Source organism: Lachnotalea glycerini, from assembly GCF_003201285.1.
Classification (GTDB): Bacteria; Bacillota; Clostridia; order Lachnospirales; family Lachnospiraceae; genus Lachnotalea; species Lachnotalea glycerini.
The window spans coordinates 13,324-36,723 of record NZ_QICS01000017.1; the positions used below are offsets into that span (position 1 = coordinate 13,324).

Consider the following 23,400-nt stretch of genomic DNA (forward strand, 5'->3'; position numbering starts at 1 on the left):
AAGGTAACTAAGCTTTTTAAATTTAGCCTCTTATAAGCAGAAATTACGATTATAAGGGGCTGAAATTATGCATAATAATAAGAGGCACAAAAGACCACAATAATAGGAGGAAAGCATGAAGAAAACAAAAATAATTTGTACAATGGGACCAAATACAAATGATAAGAACCTATTAATAAAATTAGTAAAAGAAGGCATGGATATTGCCAGATTTAATTTCTCGCACGGTGATTATGAAGAACAAAAGGGCAGAATGGATCTGGTTAAGAGTATTAGAGAAGAATTAAGGATTCCTGTTGCTATCTTGTTAGATACAAAGGGACCAGAAATAAGGACAGGTTTGTTAAAAGATAATCAAAAGGTCATATTAAAAGAAAATGATATATATACATTCACAAGTGAGGATATCGTAGGAGATGAAACAAGAGGACATATTACTTATGAGGGATTGGCAGAGGATTTAGCTATAGGTAATAAGATTCTGGTTGATGATGGACTTTTAGAATTTGAAGTAATTGAAATAGTCGGTAAAGAGATAAAATGTCGTGTAATTAATGGAGGAGAGCTTGGAATGAGAAAGGGTGTTAATGTTCCTAATGTTATCATCAGGCTCCCTGCACTCACCCAAAAGGATAAAGAAGATATTGTATTTGGTATTAGCCAAGATATTGATTTTATTGCAGCATCTTTTGTCCGTTCAGCAGATTGTATCAAAGAAATCAAGGCTGTTTTGAAAGCGAATAACGGCGAGCATATACCGGTTATTGCTAAGATAGAAAATGCGGAAGGCATTAACAACATCGATGAGATTATACACTATTCAGACGGTATCATGGTTGCCAGAGGTGATTTGGGTGTTGAAATTGCTGCTGATGAGCTTCCTTATTTACAAAAGATGATTATTAAAAAATGCAATGAAATGTATAAGCCCGTCATTACAGCAACTCAGATGCTGGATTCTATGATTAGAAACCCCAGACCAACCAGAGCCGAAGTAACCGATGTTGCAAATGCAATTTATGACGGAACAGATGCTGTTATGCTATCGGGAGAGACGGCAGCAGGTAAATATCCGGTTGAAGCATTAAAAATGATGGTAAAGATAGCAAAATCAACGGAACAACATCTCGACTATGAGCATTTAATGCAGAAAAAAGCTATGCATAGGAAAAGGAGTATTGCCAGTGCGGTTGGATATTCATCCGTTACAACTTCTTATAATTTGGATGCAAAATTAATTGTAACTCCTACAGTATCAGGCTCGACTCCAAGATTGGTATCAAGTTTTAAGCCACGAGTTCCAATTATTGGAATATCTCCGAATGAAGTGGCAGTAAGAAAGATGCAGCTTTACTGGGGAGTTACTCCTCTTTTATCAGAGCAGAAAGAAACGACGGAAGATATAATAGCAAGAGCTATTGATATTATAAAGGATAAAGGCTATGTAGAAACAGGTGACATTGTTGTATTTACGGCTGGATCACCGGCTCCAAGTATAGCAAGTGGAGATGGGGCGCTTAGCAATATGATGCGTGTCAGTATCATAGAATAGGATTATATTAGATAAAATATTTGATATTTATCACTTAATTTGATCTTATGAATTTATTTACAAAGTTAACAGGTAAAGCATTGTATTATAGCTTCAATAAGATTAAAATAAATATAAGGTAAGTATTTCAATATTAAGGAGGCATATTATATGAATTTGTCTGAAATGAACAAGATAGGAAAAACCAAAGTATATGGTAAAGACAGTATCATTTTAGACGAGCAATGTACAGATACATTAATTTATATAGTATTGCAAGGTGAAGTAGAGGTCGTTGAGCGAAAAAGAAATTCCAAAGTAGTAATTAAGTCAGGTGAATATTTTGGAGGGATTCCAGTCCTTCAGGATAACATTAGATTATATTCCGCAAAGGCTTTACAGGATAATACTACAATTTTTCAAATACAGTCAAGTACGTATAGTAGCTTAATTGAAAAAAGTCCCGAGATGTATTCAAAAGTATTCATTAATCTTTTGAATCGAGTAAGAGCAGGAATTGATGAACTAAATGAAACTGATGCTGTAGCAGCAACACTATATAAACTAAATCCTATCTATGCAAGGATAAACTTGTTAAAAGATTCTGAGCAAATTGATATAGTTTATAATGATTTAAATTACACTGTATTTGTTATGAGATTCTTAAGTGATTTATGTATTAAAATGAATTTAAATATTGTATAAAGTAGTGTGCATTGATTATGGGGCATTACAAAGTGACTATGAGAGTAGCGCTTTGTAATGCCTTTTATATAAAGTTGAGTATCGTATCGTTTTATCTATTATCAAGAGTCAAATTAGTGATAGTTTAAAGTCAGAACAGTTATAGAAAAGCAAGTGATAAACTTGCTATGATAAATCTATCATAAGCAATTAAGGAGGATAATATGAAAAAAAGGTTTCTTACAAGTATTTTAGTGACAGCCCTGGCTGTGTCAATGGCAGGCTGTGGCAGCAACAGTGAAAGCAGCAATAAACAAGAGGGAAGCTCAGATTCGGAGCCTTATACAGTGACTATGGTTTTGCAAGGAACACAACAGCCTGATGAAGAGAGAATAGAAGAGAAAATAAATGAAGTTTTAGAAAAAGAGCTAAACGCACGACTTGATATTGTTGTATTGCCGTGGGCAAGTGCAGGGCAGCAGTTGCAGCTCATGTTAGCTGGTGATGAAAAAATTGATTGCTTTTATACAAGTGCAACGAATGCAACTCAGTATATGCACTCAGGTCAAATTGTAGATATGTCTGAATTAATTGACGAATATGGTACTAACTTGAAAGATATTTATGGGGAGGATATCTTAAAGGGAAATTCCATTAACGGCTTTTTATATGGAGTGCCAAATCAAATTGAGAGAGGTAGTATTCCATCCATATTTATGAGAAAAGATATTGTAGAAAAGTATAATATTGATATTTCTGCAATTAAAAATCCAGAAGATCTGGAAGCTATATTTGAAACTGTAAAAGCAGGTGAGCCGGATATGACGATGCTTTACTCCATTAATGAAGGGGATACGCCTGCGTCTAGGCTCTTTGGAGGAGATACCTTATCGGATAGTAATCGTTTAGGGGTTTTAATGGATCAGGAAAACGATACTACAATTACGAATTACTTTGCCAGTGATTGGTATAAACAGACAACTTCAATGCTTTATGACTGGTATCAAAAGGGTTATATCAGCAAGGATGCAGGGACAAATACAGAAAACTGGAGAACGGTATGCAAGGCTGGAAATCTGTTCTCGTTATTCTTTGCATATCATCCGGGAACCCCTGTAGAATTCAAGAGCTCAACAGGCTATGACTTTGAAATTGTATCTTTCCGCGATTATCCAATTAAGAATTGTCAAACCTATAACGGAATTGTATTCTCTATTGCACAAAATTCTGAGAATCCTGAAAAAACGATGGAAGTACTTGACTATATTTATGGAAGTTCAGAGATTATGAATCTTCTGAATTGGGGTGAAGAAGGTGTAGATTATGTATTGGAAGATGCTGAAAATGGTATCATTAATTATCCTGAGGGGATAACTACTGATAATGTAGGATATAGTCTGAATCTTGGATGGGAGTTACCAAATCAGTTCATTGGCTATAAGTGGAGCGGATCAGATCCAAAGCTATGGGAGAAGATGGAAGACTTCAATTCATCTGCAAAAAGTTCAAAAGCAGTCGGCTTTTATTTTGACGATACAGAATATGAAAGTCAGATTGCAGCGCTTGCCAATATTGTGAAACAGTATTCTGGTACATTAGATAGTGGCTCTGCTGATCCTGAAATTTATCTGCCCGAATTTCTTGATGCTTTAGAAGCAGCAGGTATTAATGATGTAATAGCTGCAAAGCAGGAACAGTTTGATCAGTGGTTGGCTGAAAGTAAATAAAACGATTGGCTGTCGCTCTAAGCATGTTTGAACAAGAAGCAGTGGTTAGTGTGACAGCCTTTTACTGTTAGAAAGGAGCTGCCATGAAAAACAAGGTACAGCGAAGAGCTTATAAACAGCATTTAACACTCTATTTCATGATGTTTCCAGGTCTTTTGTATCTGCTGATTAATAATTATATTCCTATGACCGGCATTATTATAGCATTTAAGAAGCTTAATTTTGCAAAAGGAATTCTAAACAGTCCGTGGGTTGGTTTGGATCATTTTAAATTCCTTTTTTCATCAAAAGATGCCTGGATTATAACGCGTAATACGCTTTTTTATAACCTTACTTTTATTTTAGTCAATATGGTACTGGGAATAGCAATCGCAATTATAATTAGTGAAGTACGTAGTAAGGTAATGAAAAAAATTTATCAGAGTGCAATACTGCTTCCATTTCTTATGTCTATGGTAATTTTGAGCTATATTGTATATGCTCTTCTTAGTTCTGAAAATGGATTAATCAACAATGCAGTGCTTAAGGCACTTCATCTTGAGTCAATACAATGGTATCAGGAACCTAAATATTGGCCATTTATTTTAGTAATTGCGAATAGTTGGAAAGGTGTTGGTTATGGTTGTTTGATTTATATTGCCTCGCTAGTTGGTATTGATCCATCTTTTTATGAGGCGGCCAGATTGGATGGGGCAACGAAGTGGCAAGAAATCACGAAAATCACTTTACCATGTTTGGTACCTACTATTGTAACAATACTGCTGCTTAGCATTGGAAGAATCTTTTATTCGGATTTTGGATTATTTTATCAAGTGCCAATGAATTCGGGTGTACTATTTTCAAAAACAAATGTAATTGACACCTATGTTTACAGGGCATTGATAGAGCGAGGAAATATCAGTATGTCATCAGCAGCAGGAGTATATCAGTCGGTCGTAGGATTTTCAATCGTTATGTTTAGCAATTGGATTGTAAGAAAGTTTGACAAAGATCGTGCGTTATTTTAGGAGGATAATAAATGGAGAATTCCAGAAAAAGCAAACGTTATCAGTTTGTTATTAATTTAATTATGATGATTATCACACTTTTCATTATATTACCATTTGTATTAGTGTTCATTTCTTCTATTACAGATGAAAATGTACTGATCAGGAACGGTTATTCATTCTTTCCAAAAAAACTCAGTTTATATGCTTACCAGTACATCATAAGACAGGGAGAAAAAATCGTAAGAGCTTATGGAGTTACTATTTTAGTTACTTGTGCAGGTACGATACTGAACTTGGCCATGTCCTCCTTATTGGCATATCCGCTATCCGTAAAGACACTTCCACATAGACGGGCATTAACTTTTTTTATTTTTTTTACTATGCTGTTTAATGGAGGATTGGTACCGACCTATTTAATGTATGTCAATTACATACATATTAAAAATACAATTTGGGCATTGATTGTACCCAATCTGCTGCTGAGTGCTAATAATGTGTTAATGATTCGAAGCTACTTCATGACCAGCATACCGGATGCACTGTTTGAGGCGGCTAAAATTGATGGTGCAGGGCATGTAAAAATTTTTTCAACAATTGTTCTGCCTCTGGGAAAACCCATTCTGGTTACCATGGGACTATTTTCTGGATTGGCATATTGGAATGATTGGACAAATGGTTTATACTATTTATCAGGGAATCAAGGTCAAAAATTATATGGAATACAAAATCTTTTGAATCAAATGATTACAGATATACAATATCTGGCAAGCGGTAAAGTAGCAGGAAATATAGGCGCAGAGGTTGCTAAGCTTCCTACCACATCAATTCGTATGGCAATTGCATTTATAGCGATGCTCCCTCTTTTTATTATATATCCATTCTTACAGAAATATTTTTCAGAAGGAATAACGCTTGGAGCAGTCAAAGGATAAGGAGGCAGCTATGCGACATCCAAAACACAGAAAGCAAAGAAATATAGCGCAACAGATGAAAGGAATTTTAACAATTTTATTGGTTGTTCTGGCTTTCTACGTTGTGGGGAGTGTAATCTTGTTAGATAAAATCCGTGGACAGGCAATTCAGGAAATGAATGAAATGTCAAAACTGTATACAAATGAAATTGATAATCGATTTTTTCGAATCAGCCGCAATCTTTTTTCAACAATGGCAGAGAAAGATCAGCCAGACTCCGTGTTTTGGAACTATATTGATGCAATGAAAGAAGATAGGACCAATTCAGATTATTCTGTAAAGAAATTAAGAGAATATAGTCTGTCAAATGCATGGGAGTATGGTACGGAATATCAGTTTTTTATTTATCTGGATGAGGAACAGCAATATTATAAATTAAGTATGACAGATGAAGATGGATATGAAGAGGAAGCAAAATTAAAAAAGGCAATTTTAAATCAAATTACCCAGATTAAAAACACCTCATATTCTGTAAAGAAGAAGTGGAATACGATGTCTGTAGACAATGAAAATTATATTTGCAAAATTGCGCAGAATAAGGATGTTTATTTGGGGTGTTACGTAAATATTAAAAGTATATTAGAGCCTTTTTCCAATATTATTATGGGAAAAAACGGATACGTCAGATTGGTTGACGGCCAAAATCAAATAGTGGATGAGCTGACAAGTGAGGGAATTGTAGCAAATGGAAATGAAAAAAATGTATCTGACCGATATTCAATCATAAAAAAATTAAAACAAGCGCCATTTCAGATACAAATACGTATCTCATCTGAACGAATCTTAGATGTCATGATGGGAAGTATGATGGTGCTGTTAGGACTCACAGTCACATTTATTATTGCAGGAGTGGCCATTTTGGTTTATCTAAGAAAAAATTTGCTAAAGCCTGTGCAGCAGTTTACAAGGAATCTGGAGAAATATGATAAAGGAGATTATGCATTTCATCTGACGGAAGTTAATTTATTGGAGCTTGAACAGATTGATGATAAGTTCAAGTATATGATTCATCAAATAAAGCGTCTGAAAATAACGCTGTATGAGCAGGAGCTTCAAAAAAATACGATTGAATTGGATTATTTAAAATTACAGATTCGTCCTCATTTCTATTTAAATTGTCTCAATTTTATCTACAGTATGATAGACTTTAAGCAATATGACAATGCTAGTAAAATGATCTTGGCAACTTCTGATTATTTACAGTATATTTTTAGAAATGCAAATGAGGCGGTTGCGGTCTGTGCAGAGACGAATCATTGCAGAGACTATCTGGATATTTTACTCCTACGTTATCCAGAGAGCTTTGAATATTACATTGAAGTTCATGAGGAAGTAAAAGAGGCGTCGATTTTACCCTTTTTAATTCAAGTTTTTGTTGAAAATGCGGCAAAACATGCGCTCACATTAGAGGAAAAGATACTTATTTCTGTTACTGTATATCCAGAGGATCGCACAGATGGAAAGTATGTTAATATATATATATCAGATACAGGTAAGGGATATCCTGAAAAGATTCTGCAAACACTTAAGTCGGGCAAGGGTATTTCTAAAGAGGGAAGGCATCTTGGTATAGAAAATTGCCTTAGGAGATTTCATTATTATTATAAGGAACAAGGTAATATTAATTTTGACAATAGTCCGCTTGGAGGCGCAATCGTAGATATTCATATACCTTATTACAGATATCAAAACAATGGGGGATGCGAATGAATTTGCTATTAGTTGATGATGAAGAATATGTTATTGAAAGTATTAAAAAAAATGTAAAATGGAGCAATACTGGTATCAAAGAGATTTATACTTCATCGACCATGCAGCAGGCGCAAGACATTATGAAAATGCTTCCGATTGATGTGATAGTCAGTGATATTGTCATGCAAGAAGGTAGTGGTTTCGATTTTATGACTTGGGTAAGGCAGGAACAGTATGAGGTGCAGGTTATTTTTTTAACCAGCTATGCTGAATTTGATTATGCAAAACGGGCAATATCTTTAGACAGTGTGGATTATTTGTTAAAGCCGATTGATTTTTTAAAATTAACCAAAGCACTACAATTAGCAGTAAATAAAGCCAATCAAGCAAAACAGTTAGAGGCTTATAAAGATGAAAGTTTTCATTGGAAGCAAAATAGATCACTATTATTGGAAAGCTTCTGGAATGAATTGTTAAATGGAAAGCTTGTGGCAGAAAATTTATTAGATGAGGTTCAAAAAAGGCATCTAAAATATAATGGAGATGAGCGCTTTCTGGTTGCATATTTGCAGCTATATGACAGAAATCTTAAGAAAGAATGGGATGAAAAAATAATTTATTTTGTTCTTGGCAATGTTTTAAGAGAAATGCTTGTTGAATATAATATTCAACTTGAAGCAATGGCTTTGATAAAAAAACAAAGTTATGCGATAATATGTAAGTTCATAGACGTTTCCAATATAGATAGAAAGTCGAACGGAGTTTTTGACGCTTTAGCCAAGTGGATCACTAAAATACTGAAGTTGGATATCTGGTGTGGTGTTGGAGACTGGGGTGATCTTAATACTGTACAGGAATCGTTGACTTACATTAAGCGTATGAGAGAAAATAGTTTGTCTGTTTGGAATCGAATCTTATATGTAACTGATTATAAGCTTCCTGAATTTGCTTATCAAAATCCATATCAGTCAGTCTGGGAGGAAATGCTTAGAAGAGAACAAAAGCAAAAGCTCATAGATAGTATGAAGATTTATTTAAAGGAATTAGAACGAAATGAAATGATAACGAGAGACATTTTGAATAAATTCAGACTTGATGTGCTGCAGATGATTTATTCATGGTTAGATAAGCAGGAAATAAAGGCTCATCTTTTATTTTCAACGAAGGAAAGTGAGAAATATTATCAAAATTCATTAGAGGGGGTGATGGGGGCAGAACAATTTGCTGGTTATTTGATAGCAAGAGCGATTGAGTACAAAAAGTATGTGAACAAAACGGAATCTGTAACAGAACAGTTAAAGCAATACATAGATAAGAATTATCAGCAGGAGATTAGGAGAGATGAATTGGCAGAATTAGTTTATTTGAACACGGATTATATGTCTCGTATCTTTAAAAAGGAAGTAGGGGTATCCATTAGCAACTATTTGCTTTCAAAAAGAGTTGAAGAGGCTAAAAAACTGTTAAGTCAGAGTGAACTGCCAATTAATAGTGTTTCGATATATGTAGGATATAGCAATTTTTCCTATTTTACTAAAATGTTTCGTGAAAATACAGGATATTCTCCTCTTGAGTATCGAAGAAAATATAAAATTGAAACGGGAGCAAAGGAGTAATTATGACAAAACAAGAACTTGTAGATTTAATTCAGGATATGTCCTTAGAAGAAAAGGTAAATCAAATGCTTCAGGTGGTGAGTAGCTTTTACTCAGAGGAAACAGTAATTACAGGACCAATGAAAGAAAGTGGGTTTACCAAAGAAAATATAGCAATGGCAGGCTCTGCAATTGGAGCTTTAGGAGCAGAAAAAATAAAGAAAATGCAATCGGACTTTATAAAGCAGCAGCCACACCATATTCCACTGTTGTTTATGCTGGATGTAATAAATGGATTTCGTACCGTATTTCCGATACCGCTTGGTCAAGGTGCTACTTTTGAACCGGAATTATCTTGCCGATTGGCCGAAGTAGCTGCAAAGGAAGCTGCTGTCAGCGGTGTACATGTTACGTTTGCACCCATGGTGGATTTAGTAAGGGATGCTCGATGGGGCAGAGTCATGGAAGCTACGGGGGAGGATCCATATCTGAATTGTTGTTTTTCAAAGGCTATGGTTAAGGGCTTTCAGGGAGAGGATATTAAAGAGCCGTATCGTGTTGCAGCTTGTGTGAAGCATTTCGCAGGATATGGAGCACCTACCGGGGGCAGAGATTACAATACAGTTGAGCTTTCCGAACATACGATCAGAGAATTCTATTTACCATCCTATAAGGCTGGAATCGATGCAGGAGCCGCTATGGTTATGACCTCATTCAATACGATTGATGGTATTCCAGCTACAGGAAACAAGTGGCTGATGAAAAAAATACTTCGCGAGGAAATGGGTTTTGAGGGTGTATTGATATCAGACTGGGCTGCAATCGAGGAAATGATTTATCACGGATATTGCTCAGATAGAAAGGAAGCTGCTATAGAGGCTGCAGAGGCTGGTGTTGATATTGACATGATGTCGGGAATTTACTCAGAGCATTTGATTCATCTTGTTCGAGAACAGATTATTGACGAAAAGCTAGTGGACGAGATGGTATATCGGATTCTGGAGCTTAAGAACAAGCTGGGACTTTTTGAAAATCCCTATAAGGATGCGGATGAACAAAAAGAAAAAGAGTTAATTTTATGTAAAGAGCATCGAGAGCTTGCCCGCGAAGCAGCAAGAAAATCTTTTGTTTTACTAAAAAATGATGGTGTTTTACCACTTAAGAAAGAGCAAAAAACGGCTTATATCGGACCTTATGTAGATAATCGAAATTTGCTAGGTGCATGGTCTTTTATTGGACAACCAGAGGATGTTACAACATTAAAGGAGGCTGCTACAAAATGGCATGAGGCAAATAATACAGTTTATTGTCAGGGTTGTGCCGTACTGGGTAATGATATTAAGCTTGAGGGATTTACGGAACAAACCGAGGAGGAGATTTCAAAAGAGCTTGAACAAAAGATGCTTCAAGAGGCAATTCAGGCAGCAGCTAAGTCAGAACTGGTTGTTATGGCATTGGGTGAGCATCGGCTTCAATCGGGAGAAGCTACAAGTAATGCCAATATTCAAATCCCAAAGGTACAGATGGAGTTGTTTGAAAAGGTATGTGAAGTAAACGAAAATGTCGTGGTGATTCTTTTTTCAGGAAGACCGTTAGATATTCGGGAAATCAGTCATAAGGCAAAAGCAGTACTTGAGGTGTGGATGCCGGGTACAGAGGGAGCAAATGCTATCATGGATGTGCTATCGGGAGAATATAATCCAAGCGGTAAGCTTCCCATGAGCTTTCCTTACTGCGTAGGTCAGGTACCGGTTTATTATAATGAATATTCTACAGGACGCCCGTATGTAGAAGGAAAGAATAAAGACAGATTTCGTTCTAAGTATCTTGATATACCAAATAATCCATTATATCCGTTTGGATATGGGCTAAGCTATACAAGATTTTCCGTTTCTTTGGTAAAGCTAAGCAAGGATACTATGAAGCCTAAGGAAAAGATTGAGGCTTCTGTAATGGTTAAAAATGAGGGAGCCGTTTTTGGAACTGAAACAGTACAGCTATATATCAAAGATGTAGCGGCCAGTGTCGTAAGACCGTTAAAAGAATTAAAGAATTTTAAAAAGATATCACTAAATCCTGGTCAGTCAGAAGAGGTTTGTTTTACTATAACAGAAGAAGACTTACGGTTTTTGACACAGAAAGGCAAATGGGAAAGTGAAGCAGGAAAGTTTGTGGTATATATCGGAACAGACAGCACTACAGAAAACAGCAGCAGCTTTATATTGAATGATTAAAAGATATGCCAAGTGATAATTAATTATTATCATTTGGCATAAAATATGTAATTTTTTTTAATTTTTCCTATTATTATTTAGTTGTGTTGCTTTAGAATAGCAAACGGCTGCTTATGTTTGGCAACGATTGCAACAATTAGAGACAAAATTCGTAAATATTAGAATATTATGGCAGCATTTTATTTAATTACTATGTAAATTAATGTATGAAAAAGTCATCAGATGGGATATTATAAAGAGTATAACATCATTATAAATAAGGCTTTCAAGTGTGCTTTTGTAGATTGGTTCGGCAAAATGTTTAAAACCTTGAGATTATTTTAACAAATACAGTTAAAATGATAACGTTTGCAAAAATGACGAAATTAATTCGTAATAATATACAAAAATGTATTTGTACATATGGTAAAATGCACAATTGACAATATAATTTATGAATGTTATAGTTAAAAAGTAAATGATACACTGCATGAATGGCTAAAAGAAATAATAAATATACATAATTCGTTAGCATTTGTGCTATTTTTTACTTATTATTGCAAACCTTTGCAAAATTTAAACAAACAAAAGGAGAGGTTATAGTATTATGAAAAAGACTAAAAAATTTGTTGCTTTTTTAATGGCATCAACAATGGTATTTTCAATGGCTGCCTGTGGCACATCCAAATCTGATTCAGCAACAACAGATGCAACTGCGAATGATTCAGCAACAGAAACAACAGATGCAACAAAAGACGCGGCAGAAACTTCAGCAGACGGAAAAACTGTTATCACTTTCTCATGGTGGGGCGGAGATTCCAGACATGAAGCTACAATCGCAGCAGTAGATAAGTTTATGGAATTAAATCCTGATATTGAAGTTCAAACCAGCTTTGGTGCTTGGGATGGTTGGGAAGAAAAGATGGCAACCAGCTTTGCTACAAGTACTGCTTCAGATGTAACTCAAATTAACTGGAACTGGATTACATCCTTTAGTTCAGATGGAAGTGCTTTTGCAGACTTAAATCAGTATTCAAGTATTATTGACTTAACTCAGTTTGATCAATCTAAGCTCGATTTATGTACAGTAGCAGATAAATTGCAGGCAATTCCTGTTTCTATGACAGGCAGAATTTTCTACTGGAATAAAACTACTTTTGAAAAAGCTGGCATTTCAGTACCTACTTCTTTAGAAGAATTAAAGAAAGCAGGAGAAACCTTTAAAACTGTTTTGGGTGATGAATATTATCCATTAGTAGTTGGTGAATACGATAGAATGGTTCTTATGGTATACTACCTCGAATCTGTATATGGAAAGCCTTGGGTAGAAAATGGTGAATTACAGTATACAGCAGAAGAAGTACAAACAGGCTTGGAATTTATTCAGTCACTTGAAGATGATCACGTAATTCCTTCTGTTGAAACAGTTACAGGAGACGGAGCTGATTCAATTGATAAGAACCCTAAGTGGATGGGCGGAGTTTATGCTGGTATCTTTGAATGGGATTCTTCCGCTACTAAAATGCAGTCCGCATTAACAGAAGGACAGGAATTTGTGGTTGGTGATTACTTTAAGGATATGGGTGACTATCAGGGAGGATTTTCTAAAGTATCTTTAGGATTTGCAATTTCTGAATCAGCTAAAAATAAAGAAGCATGTGCTAAATTAATTAACTTCTTATTAAATGAAGAAGAAGGAATTAAGTTAATGGCATCTGAAAGAGGTATTCCATTAAGCAAGACCGGCTTACAGGTTTGTACAGACAATAATCTATTAAATGCAACTGTAGCAGAAGCAAACTCAAAAGTTTTAGCTTGGACTCAGTTTTCATTAGACCCAACTTTCGAGGACGCTAAGTTAAAGAATAATCCAGATGGCATTTACTATGATGTTATGCAGGGATTAAGCTATGGCGATTACGATTTGGCGGCAGCTGCAACAGCACTGATAGAGGGCGTAAACGGCGTATTAGGCAATTAATTTACACAATGTTATAAGATAGATTTATAAACTCAACATGTCGCCGGATGCTACGGTTTCCGGCGGCTTGTTTAAAGATAAGGAGAAAATTTATGAAGTTCGACCATTATGTGGAATATCATTTGTCTCATTTTGAAAATGCGAAATCAGACTGGAATTACGAAGATGGCTGCGTTTTAATGGGATGTGTTCAATTATATCGGGCAACAGGGGACAGCATGTATAAAGATTTTATAATTGAGTACATGAAACAATTTATCAATGATGATGGGACAATCAACCATTTTGAAAAAGAAAAGTACAACATTGATAGTATTCATACAGGAAAGGTATTATTCTTTCTGTATGATGAGACAAAAGAAGAAAAATACAAGAATGCAATTGAAAACTTAATGGATCAGCTTAGAGAACATCCGCGAACAAAGAGTGGAAACTTCTGGCACAAGGAAATTTATCCGAATCAAATATGGTTAGATGGACTATATATGGCGCAGCCATTTTATATGGAATATGAAACAAAATTTGAAAATAAAGAACATTATGAAGATATTGTAAATCAGTTTAAGAATGTTAGAAAATATATTTATGATGAAGAAAAGGGATTATATTATCATGCTTTTGATGAAGCTAAGCTTCAAAAATGGGCAGATAAAGTAACTGGAAAGTCTCCTAATTTTTGGTTAAGAGCAATGGGATGGTATTTAATGGCTCTGATTGACACGATGGATGTCATGTCTAAAGAGATTTTTGAACAATATAAGGCACTTGAAGGTATTTTTAAAGAAGCTGTAAGTGGAATGTTACAGTATCAGGATAAGGAAAGCAAATTATTTTATCAATTAATTGATAAAGGTGATATAGAGGGTAATTACTTAGAAACTTCAGGTTCATCTATGGTCGCATATGCAATTATAAAAGGATGCAGGCTTGGAGTTCTATCAAGAGAGAAGTATCAAAAGGTTGGAGAGGAAATATTATATTCAATCATCGATAATATGCTGATTGAAGAAAATAATATTCCAAAACTTAGTCAGATATGTTCTGTAGCGGGACTTGGTCCAAAGGATGAACGAGACGGAAGCTTAGAATATTATTTCTCAGAACCAATTGTATGTGATGATCATAAAGGCTCAGGGGCATTTATGATGGCATATGCACAGTTATTAATGCTAAATAAAGCTTAATGAAATGAATTTTGACAATAAGGAGGAATTAGGATGGCTAAAAATGCTAATACTACAACAACCGTAGTACCTAAGCAAAACAGAGGGTTCAAAAAATTTCTTAAAGATAATATAGGTTTCTTTTTTATTCTACCTTGGTTAATAGGATTTATTATTTTTAAGTTATATCCATTTGGTTCATCATTGGTTTATAGTTTTTCAGATTATCATTTGTTTAATGGTATTTCTAAATTTGGAATTATGAATTATACAGATATCTTTAGTGATGCTAAGATTATGAAAGCATTCAAGGTTACATTTAAATATGCATTCTTAACAGTACCACTTAAATTAACAGCAGCACTATTTATTGCATACATATTGAATTTTAAAATTAAAGGAGTTAACTTTTTTAGAACAGCATATTATATTCCATCTATTCTTGGTGGTTCGATTGCTATTGCGGTACTTTGGAAAGCAATCTTTAGAAATGAAGGACTTATAAATACACTTTTAGGCTATTTTGGGATTGCAGGTCCAAACTGGTTATCTGATACAAAGTGGGCATTATTTATTATTTGTCTGCTGAGAATATGGCAGTTTGGTTCGGCAATGGTTATTTTTTTGGCGGCGTTAAAGGGTGTTTCAGGTGATTTGTATGAAGCGGCTGCAATTGATGGTGCTGGTAAATGGAGACAATTCTTTAGCATTACAATTCCATTAATCACTCCGGTTATTTTCTACAACCTGGTTACCCAGTTATGTCAGGCATTTCAGGAATTTAATGGACCATTCGTTATTACAAAGGGTGGACCTAGAGGCTCAACAACCTTAATTTCATTACTTGTATACAGTAATGCTTTCAAAAGCTACCAAATGGGTCTGGCTAGTGCAATGGCCTGGTTGATGTTTATCATTGTTATGGTTCTTACTATAATTGCATTCATCAGTCAAAAGCATTGGGTATATTACTCAGATGAAGAGGGGAGGTAGAAAGTAATGTCATTAGGGAAGAAAAAAATATTAAGTACAATTATCAGATATACAGTGTTAACTTTAGTTGGAATTATTATGATGTATCCTCTTGTCTGGATGTTTGGCGCAACTTTTAAAGAAAATAATGAAATTTTTAGCGGAATTGGTTTTATACCTAAAAATCCTACCTTAGATGGCTACAAAAATGCAATGAACAGTTATGGTGGTAACATTACCATATTCAAATCAATGTTTAACACATATTCTTATGTTATTCCAAAGGTTGTGTTTACTGTGATTTCAGCTACTATTACTGCTTACGGCTTTGGTAGATTTAAATTTAAGGGCAGAGATTTTCTATTCGCACTATTAATGTCAACGTTATTTTTGCCACAGGTTGTATTAAATGTACCACAATATATTTTGTTCAATAAATTTGGTTGGGTAGATTCAAGTCTTTACTTACCTATTATTGTACCAACAATATTTGCTACAGATACATATTTTGTATTTATGCTGATTCAATTTTTAAGAAATGTACCAAAGGAACTAGAAGAAGCAGCGAAAATAGATGGCTGTAATATTGTGCAAACCTTATATAAGATTATTGTACCAATGTTAAAACCAGCAATGGTTTCCTGTGCATTATTCCAGTTTATGTGGTCATCTAATGACTTTATGGGACCTTTGTTATATGTATCCACACCAGCAAAATATCCTGCGGCTATTTTTGTTAAGCTTTCTATGGATGCAGATACAGGCTTTGATTGGAATAGAGTTCTTGCTACATCATTAATTTCAATCGTACCTTCCTTGATCGTATTCTTCTTGGCACAAAATACATTTGTGGAAGGTATTTCTGCAGGTGGAGTAAAGGGCTAATGGTTTTTAAAAGCACAAATTTGCTAATAATACTAAAACAAGCATTGAAAAAGAAGATGGGATGTAGCCTTTGCTATATCCCATTTTGCTAAAGATTGCAATTGATTAAAATTACAACAAAAAATATTTAGTAATAGATAATTAATATGGTATAATCTACATTGAAATCATATTAATAATAAGTAGAAATTAATAGGCGGATAATAATATGAAAATTAATATGTTAATGAAAACAGCACGAAGTGTATCTTTTGAAATAGAGGATGGAAGTATCGTCTTTACAGACAATGAATATGATGTATATGTGAATGGAGAAATGATATTAAAGACAAAACAGGTGGTTACAAGCTTATATCATTTAAAACCAGATACTGATTACGAAATTTCTGTGGCTAACGGTGAAATGAAATCTGAAACTCTTCAGTTTACGACAGACTATGAGTTTATCACTCTTAATGTAAAAGACATAGGTGCAAAGGGTGATGGAATAAATGATGATACCAGTTTTATACAGGCGGCTGTTATGGCATGTCCTGAAAATAGCAGAGTATTGATTCCAAAGGGAAATTATAAAATTACAAGTATTTTTCTAAAAAGTAATATTAATATAGAATTAGAAGAAGGTGCAGTTCTTTCCGCTTTAACCGATCGAAGTAGATTTGCAAAATTTGAAGGTTTGATTGAAAGCTATGACGAACAGTCTGATTATAATTTAGGTACTTGGGAGGGGAATCCGTTACCTATGTTTGCAGGAATAGTGACAGGTATTTATGCAAATAATATTAATATTTATGGGAAGGGAATCATTGACGGAAATGCAAGTATTGAAAATTGGTGGAATAATCCGAAAGTAATGCAGGGTGCATTTCGTCCGAGGCTTTTATTTTTAAATCATTGCAATCAGGTAAACGTACAGGGAGTAAAATTCCAGAATAGTCCGGCATGGAATATTCATCCCTATTTCAGCAGTAAACTCAAATTTATTGATTTGCGGGTCGAAAATCCGCAGGATTCACCTAATACAGATGGGCTTAATCCAGAGTCTTGTAATGATGTAATAATAGAGGGAGTACATTTCTCGCTGGGGGATGACTGTATCGCAATTAAGTCAGGCAAAATTTATATGGGTGCGAAATACAAGACACCATCAAGTAATATACGTATTAAGCAATGCCTGATGCAGAATGGACATGGGGCAGTGACAATCGGAAGTGAAATGGCAGGAGGAGTCAATCACTTGAAGGTCACAGATTGCAGATTCCTTCATACAGATCGGGGACTTAGAATTAAGACAAGAAGAGGTCGTGGTGAGGACGCAATTGTCGATGAGATTCACTTTGAGAATATTATAATGGAGCATGTCATGACTCCATTTGTATTAAATTGTTTTTATTTTTGTGATCCGGACGGCCATATGGAATATGTTTGGTCAAAGCAGATGCACAAGGTAGACGAGAGAACACCACAAATAAAGAAACTTTCATTTAAAAATATAGTATGTAAAAATTGCCATGTAGCGGCAGCGTATTTTTATGGACTTCCGGAAAAGAAAATAGAACAGATTGAAATGTCGAATGTTTCATTTGAATTTGCAGAGGAATGCAAAGAGGATGTACCGGCTATGCTGGATGGAATAGAACCTTGCAGCAGAATGGGTGTTTATGCAAATAATATAGACAGGTTAATCATTCAGAATGTAAGTTTGAAAGGTCAAAATGGGGAGCAATTTATATTAGAGCATATTAATGAATTAGAACAAAATTAGGAGGAAAGTATATGCAGTTAGGAATCCGATTACATGATACCATAGATTTGCCCTTGGAAGAGAGGCTTGCAAATGTTAATAAGCAAGGCTTTTCATGTGGACATTTGGCGTTAAAGAAAGTTATAAATGAGTATTCAGTAGAAAATGCTGCGTTAACACCTGGTTTTGCAATGTATTTAAAGAAATTATTTGCAAAATATAGCATTGATATAGCAGTATTAGGGTGTTATCTGAATTTGGCGACGCCGGATGATAAACAGTTGAAAGAAAATATGGACACGTATATGGCCAATATTCGGTTTGCATCTATACTTGGCTGCGGAGTAGTAGGAACAGAGACAGGTGCACCCAATACAGGTTATATACCGGTTTTGGAATGTAGAAGTGAAGAAGCCTTACAGACTTTCATCAAGAATCTTAGACCAGTTGTTGAATATGCAGAAAAAATGGGAGTTATTGTTGCTATTGAACCAGTTATCAGACATATTGTTTATGACGCAAAAAGAGCACGTCAGGTACTTGATACCATTCAGTCCCCGAATTTGCAAATTATATTGGATCCTGTTAACTTGCTAGATATGGAAAATTATAATGACAGAGAAGCAATTTTTACAGAAGCAATTGAGCTTTTAGAAAAGGATATAGCAGTTGTTCATATCAAGGATTTTATTGTAGGTGAGGATGACCTGATATCGGTTGCGGCAGGAACAGGTATTATGAATTATGAAAAAATCATATATTTTATGAAGAATAATAAGCCATTTATTCACGCAACATTGGAGGATACTTGTCCATTAAATGCAGTGGCCGCAAGAAAATATATCCAGGACATATGGGAACGAATGTAGGAAAGAAATAGCTGTCTAAATATAACAAATAGGTTAGGAGAATGAAAATGGCAGTTACAATTAAAGATATAGCAAAAAAAGCAGGAGTATCCTATTCAACGGTTTCTAGAGCTTTAAATGGAGGAGAGAATGTGAAACCGGATAAAAGGGAACTGATTATGAAGATCGCTAAGGATGTTGGGTATGTCCCAAATCAGGCAGCGATTAATTTGAAGCTATCAAGGGCTCATACCTTAGGCTTATTCCTGTCAACGATAAGCAAATCGACCTCTCCCTATGTTCTGCATGATGTTGTGTCAGGAATATATTCAGCCGTAGGCAGTCAATACAGTGTTATTGTCAAGGGTATTGATATGCAAGAGCCAAACACGTTAAATCCGGCAATTTTTGACGGTTTGGTAATTCTGAGTCAGAGAACGGATGATTCTATATTTATTGAAGAAGCAATTACAAAGCACATTCCGTTGGTTGTAATCAACCGACCTGTATATTATGGTGTTTCCAATGTGCTTACAGATGAAGCGCAGGGAATGAAAAAAGCGATGGAATATCTGCTGGATAATGGTCATAGAAATATAGCTATTATTGAATCGACGCAGACGTTGGATTCAACTAGAGCCAGACACAGAGGTTGGGTTCAGGCAGTCGAATATTGTGGCTTAGATCCTAAAAGTATGCCAATTGCAGTTGGAAATTACCGTTTTCATAGCGGTTATCTGGCTGCAAAGGAGTTACTTGTATATAAGCCTACTGCAATTTTATGTTTTAATGATGAAATGGCACATGGTGCAAGGAAAGCAATTTTGGAGGCAGGATTATCTGTTCCCGGGGATATTTCATTAATAGGTTTTGATAATTTGGATGCATCTAGATTTTCAGACATGAAGCTTACAACGATTGAGAGAAATATGCTCAAAATAGCGCAGACAGGAACAGAGGTATTATTAGGAAAGATTGAACATGGTGATACGTCATGTGAAAGAATCTATTTAGACACGCAGCTAATTATTCGAGAAACTGTAATGGATATTAGAACAGGACAAGTGTCAAAATAATCTAGCTAATAGTTTAATATTGGGGGGGGATAGGCTCTGTATAAGCGGAGAATATCCCTTTTTGAGTGATAAGTTTAACGACAAGAGTTATAAAAATAAAGATGATGACATTGCAAATCAGTAGAAGATAAGGTAAGATTTAACTGGTATTATGTAAAATTAATTAAGCGGAGGAGAACGAAGAAGTATGAAAAGTTATTATAAAAAATATTTTATTATGTTAGCTTGTCTTTTTCTTATGGGTTGTGCTTCGAAACAAAACAGTGATAATGAAATTGTATCAGATTCAGTTCAGACACAGGTTATACAAAAGGAAGATGAATCAGAACATGAAAGCATACAGGATTTTCAGGAAGAGGAGATAAAGAAAGAAGATATTTCTTCAAATGAAGCAGATACAGAGGTTAGCGAAGAAACAGAAACAGCCAATGAAGATACTCAATATAATGAGGCGATAAGTGGCAGTGAAGAAGAACAGACGCAGGAAGCTAAACAGGAAAGTGAAAGTATGGAAACAAAAATTGTAGTATATAAGGCAGATCGCCGAATTGAATTATGGGAAAATGGTCAACTTACGAATGCGTATTCAATCGGATTAGGTAAAAACGCAGAGGGAAGAAAGGAAAAGGAGGGAGACTTAAAGACACCAGAAGGTGAATATTATGTCTGTACAAGGAATCAGTACAGCAAATTTTATTTAGCGCTTGGCGTTTCTTATCCAAACATTGAGGATGCACAGTATGGTCTTGAAAACGGTATCATTGATGAGCAGACGTATAATTCAATTGAAACAGCAATACAAAATGGTCAATGTCCACCCTGGGATACGGCACTTGGCGGAGAAATTATGATTCATGGGCATGGAGGCAGTAAGGATTGGACAAAGGGCTGTATTGCGGTTGATGATGAAGTTATGGATGTTTTGTGGGAGGCTTGCACTGTTGGTACCAAAATCTTTATTAATCCTTAATATTTTTCATGTCATTATAAGAAATTTAGAGAGCGAAAGCAGATTGATTTATCAGATATGATTTGTTATTTATACTTTACTAGTAAGAAAGACTCCTTGACGAAACATTACGGAAGTGATAATATATTTTTGTTAAACACATGATGTGGTATGTTAAAAACGGAACAATACAAAATATAGTGTTTATTACAGATTGAATTACATTTTTAGAATAGAGGGATAAAAAATGGTTGTAGTTAAAAAAGACGGTACAAAAGAAGAATTTAATGTGCAAAAGGTAGTTGTCGCAGTGAATAAATCTGCATATCGAGCCTTGATTAAATTTACACAAGAGGAATTGGATTATATTTGTAAATTTGTCGAAGACAAGGTAAAGGAAATGAATGTGGATGAGATTCAAATCGCTCAGATGCATAATATTGTTGAAAGTGCATTGGAGGCAGTGAATCGAACAGTTGCACAAAGCTACCGGGATTATAGAAATTATAAGCAAGACTTTGTACATATGCTTGACGAAGTATATAAAAAGAGTCAATCTATTATGTATATTGGTGACAAGGAAAATAGTAATACCGATAGTGCCTTGGTATCGACCAAAAGGAGTCTTATATTTAATCAATTAAATAAAGAATTGTATCAGAAGTTTTTTATGACGACAGAGGAAATACAAGCATGCAGAGATGGCTATTTATATGTGCATGATATGTCTGCAAGACGTGATACTATGAACTGCTGCCTGTTTGATGTGAAGTCAGTGCTTGAGGGCGGATTCGAGATGGGAAATCTTTGGTACAATGAGCCAAAGACGTTAAATGTTGCATTTGACGTAATCGGAGATATCGTATTAAGTGCCGCAAGCCAGCAATATGGCGGATTTACTGTGCCAAGCGCTGACTTAATACTGGAACCATATGCGGAAAAGTCTTTTGACATGTTTACACAAAAATACATGAAATTAGGCTTAACTAAGGAAGCAGCAGAGCAAGAAGCTTGGGCAGATGTATTAAATGATTTTGAACAAGGCTTTCAGGGCTGGGAATATAAGTTTAATACAGTTGCATCCAGCCGGGGAGATTATCCATTTATTACCGTTTCAATTGGTACAGGTACCAAAAGATTTGCGAAGCTTGCCAGCATCACTATGCTAAAGGTAAGAAAGAACGGACAGGGGAAGAAAAACTGTAAGAAGCCTGTGTTATTTCCTAAAATCGTATTTCTCTATGACGAAAAGCTTCATGGAGAAGGTGGTGAATTGGCAGATGTGTTTGAAGCCGGTGTAGAATGCTCTGCCAAGACAATGTATCCTGACTGGTTAAGTTTAACAGGAGAAGGTTATATTGCAAGTATGTATAAAAAATATGGTGAAATTATTAGTCCTATGGGTTGCAGAGCCTTTTTATCACCTTGGTATAAGGAAGGCGGGATGAATCCTAAGGATGATTCGGACAGTCCGGTATTCGTTGGACGTTTTAACATTGGTGTGGTAAGCCTTCATTTACCAATGATTTATGCAAAAGCAAAGCAGGAGAGCAAAGACTTTTATCAAATACTAGATTATTATCTGGAACTAATTCGAAACCTTCATTTGAGAACGTATGATTATCTGGGAGAGATGAAAGCATCTACAAATCCGCTTGCCTATTGTGAAGGTGGCTTTTATGGCGGTCATTTGGGAATCCATGATAAGATTAAGCCGATTCTTAAAACTGCTACAGCATCCTTTGGTATTACGGCATTAAATGAGCTGCAACAGTTGCATAATAAGAAATCACTAGTAGAGGACGGACAGTTTGCACTGGAGGTTTTAGAGCATATCAATAAGAAAATTGATGAATATAAAAATGAAGATGGCAGATTATATGCCATATATGCAACTCCGGCTGAGAATTTATGTGGTCTGCAGGTACAGCAATTTCGTAAAAAGTACGGTATCGTTGAGAATGTATCGGATCGGGAATATGTAAGCAATGGTTTTCATTGCCATGTTACTGAGGATATTACTCCAATTGAGAAGCAGAACAAGGAGTATCGCTTTTGGGAATTGTCAAATGGCGGTAAGATACAGTATGTGAAATATCCGATTAATTATAATTTCGATGCCATTAAGACCTTAATTCGCCGCGCTATGGCGATGGGTTTATATGAAGGGGTCAATCTTTCACTGGCCTATTGTGACGATTGTGGACATCAGGAGCTTTCGATGGAGGTTTGCCCAAAATGTGGGAGTAAGAATTTAACAAAGATTGACCGAATGAACGGATATTTATCCTATTCAAGAGTTAAAGGTGATACAAGGCTTAATGACGCTAAGATGGCGGAGATTGCACAGAGAAAGTCAATGTAGGAGATTATTACTTC

Annotated in this window: 17 protein-coding genes; all 17 read left to right on the forward strand. The window is 35.3% G+C overall.

Going from position 1 to position 23,400, the window contains the following annotated elements; genetic code table 11:
• Positions 1-115: 115 nt before the first annotated feature.
• The 17 genes from pyk (at position 116) to nrdD (ending at position 23,386) form a co-directional block, all read left to right on the forward strand.
• Positions 116-1,552, forward strand: a complete 1,437-nt coding sequence (gene pyk / locus C8E03_RS19610; RefSeq protein ID WP_094380039.1) for a pyruvate kinase — start codon at positions 116-118, stop codon at positions 1,550-1,552.
• 150 nt (positions 1,553-1,702) lie between these two features.
• A complete protein-coding gene (locus tag C8E03_RS19615) occupies positions 1,703-2,236 on the forward strand; it encodes a cyclic nucleotide-binding domain-containing protein (protein WP_094380037.1) in 534 nt (177 codons plus the stop codon).
• A 203-nt stretch (positions 2,237-2,439) separates the two neighbouring features.
• Positions 2,440-3,942: an ABC transporter substrate-binding protein gene (locus C8E03_RS19620; protein ID WP_094380035.1), complete on the forward strand. Its 1,503-nt coding sequence runs from the start codon at positions 2,440-2,442 to the stop codon at positions 3,940-3,942.
• Positions 3,943-4,025: 83 nt separating this feature from the next.
• The gene (locus tag C8E03_RS19625; RefSeq protein WP_094380033.1) at positions 4,026-4,949 is read left to right on the forward strand and encodes an ABC transporter permease; all 924 of its coding nucleotides are present in this window, start codon (positions 4,026-4,028) and stop codon (positions 4,947-4,949) included.
• A gap of 11 nt (positions 4,950-4,960) precedes the next feature.
• Positions 4,961-5,863: a carbohydrate ABC transporter permease gene (locus C8E03_RS19630; RefSeq protein ID WP_094380032.1), complete on the forward strand. Its 903-nt coding sequence runs from the start codon at positions 4,961-4,963 to the stop codon at positions 5,861-5,863.
• Between the two features lie 10 nt (positions 5,864-5,873).
• Complete coding sequence (locus tag C8E03_RS19635) at positions 5,874-7,613, forward strand: sensor histidine kinase (protein WP_110291935.1); 1,740 nt, start codon at positions 5,874-5,876, stop codon at positions 7,611-7,613.
• Entirely contained in the window at positions 7,610-9,211 is a 1,602-nt protein-coding gene (locus C8E03_RS19640; protein ID WP_170123077.1) for a response regulator transcription factor, read from the forward strand. Before C8E03_RS19635 ends, C8E03_RS19640 begins: the two co-directional genes overlap by 4 nt.
• A 2-nt stretch (positions 9,212-9,213) precedes the next feature.
• Positions 9,214-11,424, forward strand: a complete 2,211-nt coding sequence (bglX, locus tag C8E03_RS19645; RefSeq protein ID WP_110291904.1) for a beta-glucosidase BglX — start codon at positions 9,214-9,216, stop codon at positions 11,422-11,424.
• Between the two features lie 583 nt (positions 11,425-12,007).
• Positions 12,008-13,384 (forward strand): ABC transporter substrate-binding protein, encoded by a 1,377-nt coding sequence (locus C8E03_RS19650; RefSeq protein ID WP_110291905.1) that lies wholly within the window; start codon positions 12,008-12,010, stop codon positions 13,382-13,384.
• A 92-nt stretch (positions 13,385-13,476) separates the two neighbouring features.
• Positions 13,477-14,568, forward strand: a complete 1,092-nt coding sequence (locus C8E03_RS19655) for a glycoside hydrolase family 88/105 protein (RefSeq protein WP_201798226.1) — start codon at positions 13,477-13,479, stop codon at positions 14,566-14,568.
• A gap of 33 nt (positions 14,569-14,601) precedes the next feature.
• Positions 14,602-15,540 carry a carbohydrate ABC transporter permease gene (locus C8E03_RS19660; protein WP_110291907.1) on the forward strand — a complete coding sequence of 313 codons (939 nt, stop codon included), beginning with the start codon at positions 14,602-14,604 and terminating at the stop codon, positions 15,538-15,540.
• 6 nt (positions 15,541-15,546) lie between these two features.
• Positions 15,547-16,404, forward strand: coding sequence for a carbohydrate ABC transporter permease (locus C8E03_RS19665; RefSeq protein WP_110291908.1), 858 nt, complete (start codon positions 15,547-15,549; stop codon positions 16,402-16,404).
• Positions 16,405-16,612: 208 nt separating this feature from the next.
• Positions 16,613-18,169, forward strand: a complete 1,557-nt coding sequence (locus C8E03_RS19670; protein WP_110291909.1) for a glycoside hydrolase family 28 protein — start codon at positions 16,613-16,615, stop codon at positions 18,167-18,169.
• A gap of 11 nt (positions 18,170-18,180) precedes the next feature.
• Positions 18,181-19,017: a sugar phosphate isomerase/epimerase family protein gene (locus C8E03_RS19675; RefSeq protein WP_110291910.1), complete on the forward strand. Its 837-nt coding sequence runs from the start codon at positions 18,181-18,183 to the stop codon at positions 19,015-19,017.
• Positions 19,018-19,064: 47 nt separating this feature from the next.
• Positions 19,065-20,072 (forward strand): LacI family DNA-binding transcriptional regulator, encoded by a 1,008-nt coding sequence (locus C8E03_RS19680; RefSeq protein ID WP_110291911.1) that lies wholly within the window; start codon positions 19,065-19,067, stop codon positions 20,070-20,072.
• 187 nt (positions 20,073-20,259) lie between these two features.
• The gene (locus tag C8E03_RS19685) at positions 20,260-21,042 is read left to right on the forward strand and encodes a L,D-transpeptidase family protein (protein WP_110291912.1); all 783 of its coding nucleotides are present in this window, start codon (positions 20,260-20,262) and stop codon (positions 21,040-21,042) included.
• A 226-nt stretch (positions 21,043-21,268) separates the two neighbouring features.
• Positions 21,269-23,386 carry an anaerobic ribonucleoside-triphosphate reductase gene (nrdD, locus tag C8E03_RS19690; protein WP_110291913.1) on the forward strand — a complete coding sequence of 706 codons (2,118 nt, stop codon included), beginning with the start codon at positions 21,269-21,271 and terminating at the stop codon, positions 23,384-23,386.
• Positions 23,387-23,400: the final 14 nt, after the last annotated feature.

What these genes read in the sequence shown, in the direction of transcription:
- C8E03_RS19655 (WP_201798226.1), top strand. Translation starts at nt 13,477, where the DNA reads ATGAAGTTCGACCATTATGTGGAATATCATTTGTCTCATTTTGAAAAT.
- C8E03_RS19675 (WP_110291910.1), top strand. Translation starts at nt 18,181, where the DNA reads ATGCAGTTAGGAATCCGATTACATGATACCATAGATTTGCCCTTGGAA.
- C8E03_RS19665 (WP_110291908.1), top strand. Translation starts at nt 15,547, where the DNA reads ATGTCATTAGGGAAGAAAAAAATATTAAGTACAATTATCAGATATACA.
- C8E03_RS19685 (WP_110291912.1), top strand. Translation starts at nt 20,260, where the DNA reads ATGAAAAGTTATTATAAAAAATATTTTATTATGTTAGCTTGTCTTTTT.
- C8E03_RS19680 (WP_110291911.1), top strand. Translation starts at nt 19,065, where the DNA reads ATGGCAGTTACAATTAAAGATATAGCAAAAAAAGCAGGAGTATCCTAT.
- C8E03_RS19635 (WP_110291935.1), top strand. Translation starts at nt 5,874, where the DNA reads ATGCGACATCCAAAACACAGAAAGCAAAGAAATATAGCGCAACAGATG.
- C8E03_RS19640 (WP_170123077.1), top strand. Translation starts at nt 7,610, where the DNA reads ATGAATTTGCTATTAGTTGATGATGAAGAATATGTTATTGAAAGTATT.
- pyk (WP_094380039.1), top strand. Translation starts at nt 116, where the DNA reads ATGAAGAAAACAAAAATAATTTGTACAATGGGACCAAATACAAATGAT.
- C8E03_RS19660 (WP_110291907.1), top strand. Translation starts at nt 14,602, where the DNA reads ATGGCTAAAAATGCTAATACTACAACAACCGTAGTACCTAAGCAAAAC.
- C8E03_RS19670 (WP_110291909.1), top strand. Translation starts at nt 16,613, where the DNA reads ATGAAAATTAATATGTTAATGAAAACAGCACGAAGTGTATCTTTTGAA.
- C8E03_RS19620 (WP_094380035.1), top strand. Translation starts at nt 2,440, where the DNA reads ATGAAAAAAAGGTTTCTTACAAGTATTTTAGTGACAGCCCTGGCTGTG.
- C8E03_RS19615 (WP_094380037.1), top strand. Translation starts at nt 1,703, where the DNA reads ATGAATTTGTCTGAAATGAACAAGATAGGAAAAACCAAAGTATATGGT.
- nrdD (WP_110291913.1), top strand. Translation starts at nt 21,269, where the DNA reads ATGGTTGTAGTTAAAAAAGACGGTACAAAAGAAGAATTTAATGTGCAA.
- C8E03_RS19630 (WP_094380032.1), top strand. Translation starts at nt 4,961, where the DNA reads ATGGAGAATTCCAGAAAAAGCAAACGTTATCAGTTTGTTATTAATTTA.
- bglX (WP_110291904.1), top strand. Translation starts at nt 9,214, where the DNA reads ATGACAAAACAAGAACTTGTAGATTTAATTCAGGATATGTCCTTAGAA.
- C8E03_RS19625 (WP_094380033.1), top strand. Translation starts at nt 4,026, where the DNA reads ATGAAAAACAAGGTACAGCGAAGAGCTTATAAACAGCATTTAACACTC.